The 12,095-nt window shown below is 41.2% G+C and carries 12 protein-coding genes and 1 pseudogene; all 13 read right to left on the bottom strand.

Features of this window, described 5'->3' with window-relative positions:
• The 13 genes and pseudogenes from DW694_RS02770 to DW694_RS02720 all read right to left on the bottom strand — a co-directional run bounded on the left by DW694_RS02770 (position 1) and on the right by DW694_RS02720 (position 11,904).
• Positions 1–1,116, bottom strand: coding sequence for an aminoglycoside phosphotransferase family protein (locus DW694_RS02770; protein ID WP_015524392.1), 1,116 nt, complete (start codon positions 1,114–1,116; stop codon positions 1–3).
• A gap of 88 nt (positions 1,117–1,204) precedes the next feature.
• Positions 1,205–3,229 (bottom strand): beta-galactosidase, encoded by a 2,025-nt coding sequence (locus DW694_RS02765; protein WP_114001732.1) that lies wholly within the window; start codon positions 3,227–3,229, stop codon positions 1,205–1,207.
• Positions 3,230–3,410: 181 nt separating this feature from the next.
• Positions 3,411–4,139, bottom strand: a complete 729-nt coding sequence (locus DW694_RS02760) for a carbohydrate ABC transporter permease (RefSeq protein WP_243148508.1) — start codon at positions 4,137–4,139, stop codon at positions 3,411–3,413.
• Positions 4,140–4,233: 94 nt separating this feature from the next.
• Positions 4,234–5,133, bottom strand: a complete 900-nt coding sequence (locus DW694_RS02755; protein WP_022426329.1) for a sugar ABC transporter permease — start codon at positions 5,131–5,133, stop codon at positions 4,234–4,236.
• Between the two features lie 90 nt (positions 5,134–5,223).
• Positions 5,224–6,513, bottom strand: a complete 1,290-nt coding sequence (locus tag DW694_RS02750) for an extracellular solute-binding protein (RefSeq protein ID WP_015524390.1) — start codon at positions 6,511–6,513, stop codon at positions 5,224–5,226.
• Between the two features lie 319 nt (positions 6,514–6,832).
• Positions 6,833–7,345, bottom strand: a complete 513-nt coding sequence (locus tag DW694_RS02745) for a hypothetical protein (protein ID WP_021651763.1) — start codon at positions 7,343–7,345, stop codon at positions 6,833–6,835.
• Between the two features lie 87 nt (positions 7,346–7,432).
• Entirely contained in the window at positions 7,433–8,368 is a 936-nt protein-coding gene (locus DW694_RS02740) for an AraC family transcriptional regulator (protein ID WP_286186774.1), read from the bottom strand.
• 157 nt (positions 8,369–8,525) lie between these two features.
• Positions 8,526–9,626 carry a glycerol dehydrogenase gene (locus DW694_RS02735; RefSeq protein ID WP_118752515.1) on the bottom strand — a complete coding sequence of 367 codons (1,101 nt, stop codon included), beginning with the start codon at positions 9,624–9,626 and terminating at the stop codon, positions 8,526–8,528.
• 359 nt (positions 9,627–9,985) lie between these two features.
• Positions 9,986–10,276: pseudogene (gene rhuM / locus DW694_RS02730) on the bottom strand (RhuM family protein); the annotation flags it as partial.
• Between the two features lie 2 nt (positions 10,277–10,278).
• Positions 10,279–10,455: a hypothetical protein gene (locus DW694_RS16820; RefSeq protein ID WP_173740227.1), complete on the bottom strand. Its 177-nt coding sequence runs from the start codon at positions 10,453–10,455 to the stop codon at positions 10,279–10,281.
• A gap of 20 nt (positions 10,456–10,475) precedes the next feature.
• A complete protein-coding gene (locus DW694_RS17110) occupies positions 10,476–10,610 on the bottom strand; it encodes a hypothetical protein (protein WP_256163681.1) in 135 nt (44 codons plus the stop codon).
• Positions 10,611–10,831: 221 nt separating this feature from the next.
• Positions 10,832–11,041, bottom strand: coding sequence for a hypothetical protein (locus tag DW694_RS02725; protein WP_118752513.1), 210 nt, complete (start codon positions 11,039–11,041; stop codon positions 10,832–10,834).
• Positions 11,042–11,058: 17 nt separating this feature from the next.
• Positions 11,059–11,904: a MerR family transcriptional regulator gene (locus DW694_RS02720; RefSeq protein WP_173740228.1), complete on the bottom strand. Its 846-nt coding sequence runs from the start codon at positions 11,902–11,904 to the stop codon at positions 11,059–11,061.
• Between the last annotated feature and the right edge of the window lie 191 nt (positions 11,905–12,095).

Below are 12,095 nucleotides of genomic sequence, written 5' to 3'. Positions count from 1 at the left end.
TTATTTCTGATATTTTTTCACGATCGTCTGCATAGTATCCCATTTCTGTTCCATATCAGCCACCAGCTTAAACTGTGTGCGGCAGCGGTCCAGATTGTGTTCTTCCCGGTCGATCTTAAAATAATGATCTCCTTCCAGATAATCGGTAAGAAAGCGAATGCCACATTCATAAGTCATCACCTTAGCTCCCATGGGAAGCATCTCGATCTCTTTTGCACTAAGCTTATCTCCACAGCTTTCCAGAAAGCCTTTTACATAGATTTCATAGAGCTCCATATCACAGGAAACTTTGCTTAAATCTTTCTCATCCTCCAATGCAGTGCTGGCCCCGAAACGAATGGAATCTCCAAAATCATTCATGGCAAGTCCCGGCATAACCGTGTCCAGGTCCACTACACAGATTCCCCTTCCTGTTTCCAAGTCGATCATAACGTTATTCAGCTTCGTATCGTTGTGCGTTACCCGAAGGGGCACCTCACCTTTTGCCAGCAGCTCACCGAATACATTTGCCAGATACTCATGCTGAAACGCAAATGCGATCTCTTCTTTTACGGATGCAGCACGATGGCGGCTGTCCTTCTCTATGGCATTTTTCAAAGTCTGAAAACGTTTCTTTGTATCATGGAAATCCTTTATCGTTTCATGCAGAGTCTCTGCCGGGTAATCTGCTAGCATTTCCTGGAATTTTCCAAATGCAACTGCACTTTCATAAAAATCCTCCGGTTTTTCTGCCAGATCATAGCTTACTGCATCGGTAATAAAAATATAAGCTCTCCAGCATTCTCCGTTTTCATCTGTCAGGAATGCCTTCCCGTCCTTTGTCGGAATCAGGTTCAGAACCTCCCGTTCCGGATCTCCTCCCTTCTGAAGAACTTTCTTTTTCAGATGCCCGGTGACTCCGGCAATGTTCTCCATCAGTTCTTCCGGTTTCTGAAAGATCTCCCGATTGATCTTCTGAAGGATCACCTTAATGGACCCCATCTCTCCGATCCGATATCTAAGCATATAGGTTTCGTTGATATGCCCGCTTCCGCAGGGGCCGCAGGAAACCAGTTCTCCGGTAAATGCAAACTGATCCGCTATTCTTTTTATCTCTTCTTTTGGTGTACCTGCCATTTTACCTTCTCTTTCCCAGACAGCAGTAAAAAGCATACCGTCCGAAAACAAATATGCTTTATACTTTTTGCTGTGTTTTTTACTGTGATTATTTTTTCCGCTTTAAAATCCTGGTGGCAAGCGGAGCAATATTTTCATCTGTTGATCCGTAGAGAACTTCGTAATCCCCCGAGACAGAAACTGTTTCTGTCTTTTCTCCGAAGTTCTGGATAAACAGATATTCCGTATCCTCATTTTCTCTGGTTGTCACAGAAATACCTTCCGGTATAAATGTAAGCGGCATCTTCACGCCTGCTTCCTCTGCTGCCCTTCCCAGAAAATCCTCATAAAAGGCTGCTTCCATATCTGCCGCTACATAGTAAACATGGCCTTTTCCATATTTCTTGTGAGTCAGTACCGGATACCCCTGATAGAAATCCCTTCCATAACGCAGCAGTACTTCCGCATCGGAAACCTCTGCAAGCTCACAGAGATTTTTGCAGGTATAGCTTTCTGTAAGTCTGAGATGATTTCCTGTTTCCGGGATACCTACGTTTTCTTCCCAGTCATAAAGTGCATCGATCTCTTCCGTACGGATACCAGCTGCTTCCATCAGTCCGTGAGGGGTTCCCTCCAGATAACATTTATCTGTTTCATCTACAAGTCCGGACCAGTAGGAAATTACCAAAGTACCACCGTTTTTTGCAAAAGCGCGAAGCTTTTCGGCATATCCATGATAAAACATGTAGGCCATCGGTGCCGTTACCAAACGGTACCGGGACAGATCATGTTCCATATTGATGACATCTGTATTATAGCCTTTTCTTCGGAGAGCACGATACTGTTTCAGTACAGTTTCCTGATAATGCATATCCTCGTTTCGAGGTCCCTGCGCATCCTTCAGCGCCCAGTCATTTTCCCGGTCATAGAGAACAGCCACCGGAGACTTCGTCACGCTTCCAGCAGTTTCCCGGATCTGCTCCAACGCTTCTCCTACCTCTGTCACTTCGCGGAAAATACGGGTATCATCCCCACCGTAGTGATCGATCACCGCACCATGGAATTTCTCAGAGGCTCCCTGGCTCTGACGAAGCTGGAAATACAGAACACTGTCTGAACCATGAGCAACTGCCTGCAGAGAGGCAGCCAGATGTATTCCTGGTTTTTTCAGCTTGTTGATAGGCTTCCAGTTGGTCGCAGAGGGACAGGATTCCATCAGAAGAAACGGTGCTTTCTTGATGCTTCGCATAAGATCATGCTGCATGGCTCCGTCCAACGCTGTGGTATAATTGTCTTTTTTATGCCAGCTTGGATAATTATCCCAGGATGCAATATCCATAACATCCTTAAATTTTTTATAGTCCAGTCCGTTGTAGTCATACATCAGATTGGCGGTTGCCGGAAGCTCGGAACCACCTGCACGGATCGCAGAAATCTCATGCTTCATAAAATCCACAGTCCTGTCTGTAACAAAACGTTTCCAGTCCAAGGTAAGTGCATGAAGAGCATTTTCCCCCTTTGGCGAAGGACTTTCGATCTGATCAAAGCTGTTATAGGTATGGCTCCAGAACGTTGTGCACCAGCTGGAATTTAAATTTTCGATGGTCCCGTATTTTTCTTTCAGCCATTCCCGGAATTTTTCCCGGCACAGAGGACAGTGGCATTCTCCGCCATATTCATTGGAAATATGCCACAAAAGCACTGCGGGATGTTTTCCGAAACGTTCAGAAAGCTTCTTATTAATATTGTAGACTTTTTCCCTGTATACTGGAGAAGTATAACAGTGATTATGTCTTCCACCGAAAAATCTTCTCGTGCGATCCGGATCCATGCGAAGAACTTCTTCATATTTATCTGCCATCCATTTCGGTCTTGCTCCGGATGGTGTGGAAAGTATCGTATAAATTCCTTCTTTATACAGATTATCGATCACTTCTTCCAGCCAGTCAAAGTTATATCTTCCCTCTTCTGGCTCCAGCACTGCCCAGGAAAACATTCCCATGGAAACGGTATTGATATGGGCTTTTTTGAAATATTCGATATCTTTTTTCAGAATATCCGGTCTGTCCAGCCACTGCTCAGGGTTGTAATCGCCACCGTGCAGATAATGGCTGTATCTAATCTGCTCTGCCATTTTTTATCTCCTTATGATTTGATTCACATCAAGCGGACAAAAGCATCCTCTTCTCTGAGAAAATTTATACCAGACAACTGATCCACAGTTGATCTGGTATAAAAAGAATGCTGCGTGATCCAGTTAAAGCATATTATACAATATACCTACAGATTTCGGCAGCATCCTTTTTGTTTTAAAATTATTTTACAGCTCCGGTAATACCCTCTGCGAACTGTTTCTGTAATACGAAGAATACGATCATGGTCGGAATGGAACAGAATAATACGCCGCACATCAGCATGCCGTAATCCGTTACATATCCTGTGATCAGATTGGCGATCAACATCGGCATGGTCATCGCCTTATTATCTGTCATGATTACCTTCGGCCACAGATAGGAATTCCATGCATTCATAAATGTGATAACTGCTGCCGCCGCATAAGTAGATTTCATAGTCGGGATAAACATCTGGAAAAAGATCCTTACCTCGCTTAATCCGTCAATCCGTGCTGCCTCAATGATATCGATAGGAAATGCTCTGGCATTCTGACGGAACATCATGATCATAAATGGTGTGGAAATGATCGGAAGGATAAAACCTACCGCTGTATTTAAGAGTCCGGCTTTTGAAAACATCTTAAATAAAGGAACCATCGTTGCAACCTGCGGAACCATCATTGCAAGAAGCAGGGTGGAAAACAGTCTGTCTTTCCATCTGTCATGATATACCTCAAAGCCATAACCTGCGATAGAACAGATCAGAAGGCAGATCACTGTAGTAAGAACTGCATAAAACAGAGAGTTTCCAAGAGCTCTCCACAGCGGCTGCTGTGCAGTCAGGTTTTTAAAGTTCTGCATAAAATATGTACCCGGAAGGATACGGCCTCTGGATACATCTGTGGATGTATTGGTTGCCGCAGAGATCATCCAATACAGTGGAAATACAGAGATAAATGATACGATGATCAGAAAAATATATGTAGGGATCAATCTTCTCTGAATTGCGGATTTATTCTTTTTCTCAGTCACGTGTATCACCTACTTTCAAATTGATAAAGGCCAGGATCGCTACCATGATAAATATGATAAATGACATTGCTGCCGCATATCCGAAGTTTGGCACGTTGATGAAGCATGTATTATAAACATAATGGGACATTGTGATGGTTGAGTTCGCCGGGCCACCTTTTGTCAGGTTGACAGACTCATCAAACAACTGCAGTGTACCATTGATCGACATAATAAATGTCATGATAATTGTCGGTTTCAGAAGTGGTACGGTAATTTTCCAGAAGGTCTTCCAGCCATTGGCACCATCGATCTTTGCTGCCTCGTATACAGAATATTCAATATTCTGAAGACCTGCCAGATAGAACACCATGTTATATCCTGTCCATCTCCAGATCAGTGCGATGATGATCACGATCTTTGCACTTGTGGAGTTACCCAGGAAGTTATAGCCAGTTGTTAAAATTCCAAGTTTGATCAGGATGCTGTTGATCAGACCGTCTGTTGCAAACATAGAACGGAAGATCAGAGAATAAGATACAAGAGATGTTGCACATGGAAGAAATACACATGTACGGAAAAAGCCTTTAAATTTCAGATCCTTGTTATTCAGAAGCTGTGCAAGCAGGATCGCAAGGACCAGCATGATCGGTACCTGAATAATAAGATACAGGAAAGTATTGACGATGGACTGCTGGAATACCTTATCCATCATGATACGTTTATAGTTACTGAAGATCGGATCCGCAAACCTCATGTTTGCTCCGGCACCTGTCTGTAAAGAAATGATAAATGCGCGGATCATCGGATAAAAACTCATGACAGCGATCATAATGGTTGCCGGTGCCAGAAAGATCCAGCCGGCCGCTCTTTGTTTCGCTACCAGAGACATGCCACTTTTTTTGGAATTCACAGGAACTCCTCCTTTCAAACATCTAAACCTTTACATAAGACAAGGGACTGCATGCAGTCCCCTGCCCTGTATTTCTTTAATATTTCAGCTTTACTCTGTCATCTTGAATGCCAGTGTATCCTGTGCTTCCTGAAGTGCAGATTCTTTATCTGCGCCGTTTACAATATTAACAACAGCTGTGTTGATGCACTCTCTTGCCTCATAGTGGTACGGAGTTTTTGTAAATTCCGGAATGTGTGAAGAGTACTCTACAATTGTTGAGAAGATCGGCTGGTTATTGAAGAACTCGCTTGGCTCATTGTAAACCTCAGACTCACCAGCCGGCAGGTAGCAGGAAATTGCACCTGTTTCCGGAAGGATTGCATCATAGAAGTCTGTGCTGGAACCAAATGTGCTTGCAAGGAAGTCCTCAGCAAGCTCTACATTCTTGCAGTTGGATGTAATGTACCAGGAAGATCCGCCATTGTTTGCATAGTTTGTAGCTGTATCAACGCCGTCAACTTTCGGCATTGTTGTGATCTGCCACAGACCCTTCTGATCCTCTGTTCCCATCAGTGTAGCTGTGATCCAGTTACCGTTAACGATACCGGCAGCCTCTCCGCCTGTGATTGTGGAGATGTACTCATCCCAGTTATTTACTAATTTAACAACATTGTTCTTTACAAGATCCACATAAAGATCTACGCATTTCTCTGCTACATCGTTGCCAACGATATAAGCCTCTCCGTCATCATTTACGAAGTTTGCTCCACAGGACTGGATCATCATCATCAGAGTATCGCCACCTGTTGCTTCACTTGTAAGGAGATATTTACCTGTTTTTTCGTGAACGTCTTTTCCGATCTCCATGAATTTGCTCCATGTGATATCTGTAAGATCATCAATGGTATATCCTGCTTCTTCCAGGATATCTGTACGATAGCAGGCAATTGTTGCACCGTTATCAAACGGAACTCCGTAATGTGTGTCATCTACCATGGAGTAGGACTGTTTCAGTTTTCCGAAATCATCCCAGTTGATATCCATATCCTTCAGATCTGTAAAAGCATCCGGATAACTCTTCAGATATTTCTGATAGCTGTTGTCCTGCATCAGAACGATGTCCGGAAGTGTGCTGTAATCTCCGGCGTTTGCTGCTGTTGTAAGTTTGGTCTGGCAGTCATCAGAAGATGTCTCAACTACATCAACCTTGAATCCTTCGTGATCCTTTGCATACTGCTCACCTGCAATATTCATAGCCTTGATGTTGAAGTTCTGATCCCATGCCCATACAGTCAGGGTGTTATCGTCATCACCTTTTGCATATACTGCTGTAGTAGTTGCAGCAAAAGACATTGCCATGATACCTGTCATTAATACTGCGAGTAATTTTTTCTTCATTTACTTTTCCTCCTTTATTAAGCATTTCCCGTTTGCTTATGAATAGATTATAGCATCCGTATTTCCTCTATAGTTTGCAGAATTGTTCATATAATGTGCAATTTCAACCATTTTATTGATTGTGCACTATTGTCACGCTATATTTTTACAAAAAATATGCACTTTGAGGATTTTTTCTTTTTACATTCGTCAGGATGCCCAAAAAAAACTTCTTTTTTGACATTGTGCGAACATTTTTTGTCAAAAAAGAAGGTTTTTGTTTCTATTTCATAAAATTTTATGTTGTTTTTCATACATATTTCACAAACATTTCTGCATATTATGCAAAATAAACCCTTTCAGGAAACTGCGTTTTCATCGTATGCAGCATTTCCTCTGTCAGATCCAGAAGAAGTTTTATTTTACGTCCATCTTCCTGAATGATCATGGTATAGTAAGGCACATCATCTTCATAAGAGGTATAATCGTATTTTTTCAGTTTCTCCGTTCCGGTATTCTTTTTATATTTTGCCACTTTTTCATGATAGTGAGGTGCTGTCACTTCCATCTCCTCAAGCTTCAGCACGTGAGCTGTTTTACGATATTTTTTACCATAGATCACATCTATGGTCAGTTGTCCGTTTTCCATGGTATATTCATAGTCTCTCTGGCTGAATATGTCATAAGCAAAGTAAAGCAGCGCCAGAAGAAATCCCGGAAGCATGAATGCCTGAGAGATCGTGATACCCATCAGTACAAAAATTGCCGCAAAGATCACCATTACTTTTCTGAGAGCTCCTGACATATGTTTCTTTTTTCTGGAGACCTGCTCCACAATCCTGTAATCGTACATTTCTTACCTCTTTCTATCTGCCTGATCCGCATACAGTCTGATATTTCTATTCTGTCGTGACAGATCCACAGATCTGGTTTTGTTGTTTTACCAGCCTTCCTCTGAATGGATGTCAAACTTAAGAAGCTGCTGTTCATAGTTCTCCGGACGTTTTCTCCACTCCAGAGGTGTCATTCCCGTAACCTGACGAAAATTCCGGTTAAATGTGGAATTGGTGGTAAAACCACACTTATGTGCTATATCTGCAATTGGCTGATCTGTTTTTTTCAGATAATCACAGGCCGCCTGGATACGGATCGTATTAATGTATTCCAGCGGGCTCATCTTCATATAAGTCGTAAATATCCGGCGCAAATGAGTTTCACTGATATGACAGTATTCTGCCAGTTCGTCAATACGAAGATCCTCCATGTAATGATCAGAAATATAATCCTGGAACCTGGAGATCATATCCATGACTTTTCCTCTGCCTTCGCTGCAACGTTCTTCGCTTGAATCCCGGTTTATCCTTGCGATTTCCATAAGAAGCGATGCCAAAACTCCCTTAGCTTCTTCCAGATAAAATTCCTCTCCATCCCGCATGATATCCAGGATCTTAAGGATCTTACCTGCCATGGATCGGTTTTCTTTTTCATTCAGAAAAAGCGATCTGGAGTTGATCCGCTGAACGATTTTTTCTTTTTTTACCGAATTATTAATAAATTTATCCAGGAATCCTTCTACATCAATAAAAAGATACTCCCAGCGGCTGATAGTTCCAATATCACTGTTTGTGGTATGTGGATAATTGGATGGGATCACCGTAAAATCCCGGTCATGAAACTGTACCTTATCCTCTCCAAGTATCATAAATCCCTGTCCTTCATAGCAGAATCCGATTTCCAGATAATTATGAAAATGGAGATAATCGATATCGTTCCCATAATTCTGAACCCACTTCTGTCCAAGCAATGCAAGGATGGGGCTCCCCTCCGGCATCTTATAATATCGAAGCTCCATTTTGGGTTTTCGTTTTTTTGCCACAAATATTCCTCCGTATGTTTTCTGTTCCAATATTTACTGATCTTTCTGTTATATTACAGCCATACATAAAAAAAAGCAACCTGCAGGATAACAATACTTGATAACTCTTGTTTCTGCAGATTGCAATTTTTATATCAGCTATTTACTTTTTATCTGTTTATTCCTCATCCAGGTAATATCTTCCATATGCATCTGCCGCTTTGATTGCTGCAAATACAGTTTCCGGTGTAACTTCAAATGGCATGTTGTGAAGTGTATCATTCTCCGCACATGCAGTTGTGGCAACTTCCATAAGCTGCTCATCCGTTACCTTCCCAGCTCCAAGCTCTGCCAGAGTAACAGGAAGTCCTACTTCAATGCACCATAAGATGATCTCTTCCAGATCTTCCTGGGGAATATTCTCCAGTACCAGCTGTGTGATGGTTCCGAATGCAACTTTTTCTCCATGATACATATGATGGCATTCTTCCAGTACAGTAAATCCGTTATGGATCGCATGTGCACCTGCAAGTCCTGCACTTTCAAAACCAATTCCAGAAAGAAGTGTATTAGACTCAATCACTTTCTCAACTGCCGGTGTGCATACGCCTGCTTCCAGAGCTATCTTAGCTTTTACGCCCTCATCCATCAAGGTATTAAAACAAAGTTCAGCCAGTGCCATGGCAGCCTCTGTTGTCTTACCTCCTGCACAGGAAGTTGCTCCGCTTCTCTTGCATGCCCTTGCCTCAAAATATGTTGCCAGTGCATCTCCCATACCAGCCACAGTAAGACGAACCGGCGATTTGGTGATGATATCTGTATCCATCAGAACAAGATTCGGATTCGCCGGAAGAAACAGATATTTTTCAAAAACTCCTTCTTCTGTATAAATAACAGACAAAGCACTGCAAGGGGCATCTGTAGATGCGATCGTCGGACAGATAAATACCGGTGTTCCCGCATAGTATGCAACTGCCTTCGCTGTATCAAAGATCTTTCCTCCACCAATACCAATGGTAAGATCACACTGCTCATCTTTTACGATCTTTACCAGACGATCAATCTCACTGTTACAGCATTCTCCGTTAAAATAATCAAAAACCACCTCACAGGTACTCTCAGCAAAGCTCTCTTCGATCGTTTTACCGATTCTTTTATATCCGCCTTTACTGATCAGAACCAACGCTTTTTTTCCGCTCTTTGCAGCATAAGTTCCAAGATTCTTCATTTCTCCCGCACCCTGTAAATATTTGGACGGACTGATTAAAATTTTCGCCATTTTATACTTCCTTTCTTTGTTTTCAGAAGTCAGCCTCCGCATCCGGCTTTTGTATTTATATTATAATTGCTGTATTTTTTTATTGCAAGGAGTATTTGAGGATTTATGCAGCATCACCTGATCTGAAAAGCTGTTAAGCAATTTTCTTTTTCTCCCAGTCAATCTACTATCCTGCATATGTCAGAAAACATTGCAGTGCCCACCCAAATTTGCATCGTTTTGGAATTTACAGCTTACGACTTCTGTATAAGGAACATGGTATGTTTCAGGGGACTTAATTGATTTGATCAAAGTGCAGTGTTTTATGATATTTGGCATACTGATCAAGCAGATCGCTCCATAATTCTTGGCAACTACATTTTGAAAAATACAATGGATATTTCCGCTTTCGGATCATAATCTATGCTCGTTGCATAACTTTCCAGTACCTGACGATAAAACACTTTCTCGGATGCACGAATATCACGAATATCACGGATTCTCTCCAATAATTCCTTGAAATATCCACCACCACCCAGATTTTTCAAACGATCGTCATCTAAGACAAAACCTTTTCTCATGTATTCTTTTAGAATCCCGGTTACCCAGATTCTGAACTGTATTCCTCGTTTTGATTTTACACGATAGCCAACAGAAATAATAACATCAAGAGTTATTTCTGAATTACAGCACTTATAATATTCATAAATGTTCCCACTGATGCCTTACGATCTTTTAAAGCCATTTCTAATGTGACATTCCCATACACATCCATAACCTGCTCCACTGTCCAAACATCACCTATTGATTCCATTTCATCAATAAAAATTTCTGCTTCACTTTTTGTCATAATACACTTTCTCCCTTCTATCAATCATCGTTTTCATTCTGAGCTGTTGTGGTTAACTCCTTCATTCTTTGTGAGTATGTAGCACCATCAATTTCTTCATCAGCATACTCTCTCATCAACTCATCAATCTGTTCTTTAAGTTCATCTCTGGTCATTTTTTCACCTTCCTCTGTTAGAACGGCATATTACAATGTCTGCAATAATATGCCTTGCTATCTCTCATCTCATGACAATGAGGGCATTCAACCAAGTCCTCTTCTCCATCAGAGGTTCTCGTTCTATGAGTACAGCGAGAACAATAAATTGTACCTCCCTCGTCCCATAGAGTATTCTCATCTTCATTTCCACAATTTGCACATCTCATAACAATTACCTCCTACTTTTTGAATGGGCGAGAGAAAATCTTACCGCCTTCTGAAACAAGTTCCTCCGCATGGTCAGAAACAAACTCTGCCACACTATGCCATTCTTTCTTGAAATGAAAAACCAACTTTCCGTCAATCAGCTTCGTCGGACAAGTATATGTTCTGCCTCCGGAAATAATTTGACACCAATTCAAAATTTTGTTAATTCCTAAAACAAGCATTTCTTTTCCTCCATTCCTTACAGTTCGTATAAATCATCTAGAGAATCAAAGCCTCCAAAGAAAGCTATAGCCCTTGCAATAAATTCAGCCCCTTCTCTTCCATATGTAGCAATGTTTATTTCTCCAATATCACTTCCCTCTAAGAAAAATGGTGCTGTAAATTTTGAAAAGAAAACAGGTATGTATTTTTCTCCAATTTCCTTAGCTGTATCACACTCTGAAAGAAAACAGAACAACTGTTCAACCACAGTCTGTACTGCTTCACTGTTAAAGTCAAGTGACTTCATTCTTGATAATATTTGATAGTAGGCATTTATCGTATATGTGTATTGCATTTCCTTATAATCCCTCATCAAATTTGCAAGAGACTCTAATCTGTCAATATCAATTTCAGAAAGTTCCTGTTCATTAGCATTCTGTGTTAATTCCATTGCATCTAAATAGGAAGCCGCTTTTGGTTCAATATAAAAGTTCCAATTTTCCCTTGAATACTCCATGAACTCGGAATACCTAATGCTACCCACTTCTTTAGTGGTTGGAACTCGACCTGTAAGCTTGATGGTTTTCGCAAATTCTATGAAATTTGTAATGTCATCTCGTTTTCTTTCAAGCTCAACAACTTTCTCTGAGATTGATTTATAAAAATCTGCTTCTGGATTATCCATGAGCTCGCGAATTTCTGCTAACGAGTACCCTACACCTTGAAGAAGTTTTATACTCCATATACGGTCAATATCTTCATCCGAATAATCTCGATATTTTCCACCTTTATTTGGTGGCATTAAACCAAGTCTTTCATAGTTACGTAATGCCTTACGCGAAATTCCAAGATGGTCTTCTACCCATTTAACTTTGTATCCCACTACACCACCTCCTGACACAATCCATTATAAAACATTGCCCTGATGGCAAAGCAATACTTTTTTGTGAATTATTTGTAAAAAAAATCCCTCCGAGACAAAACTGCCTAAGAGGGTGAAAATACTTATTATTTGCTCGAAACCCCGAGTAATCGGGATAGGAAGTTACAATCAATTATAGAGCTCAACAATAA

It is taken from the genome of Ruminococcus sp. AM26-12LB (genome assembly GCF_003480785.1).
GTDB lineage: Bacteria > Bacillota > Clostridia > Lachnospirales > Lachnospiraceae > Blautia_A > Blautia_A fusiformis.
The sequence above is the reverse complement of the archived record's forward strand: the minus strand, read 5'-3'. Positions and strand labels throughout refer to the sequence as shown.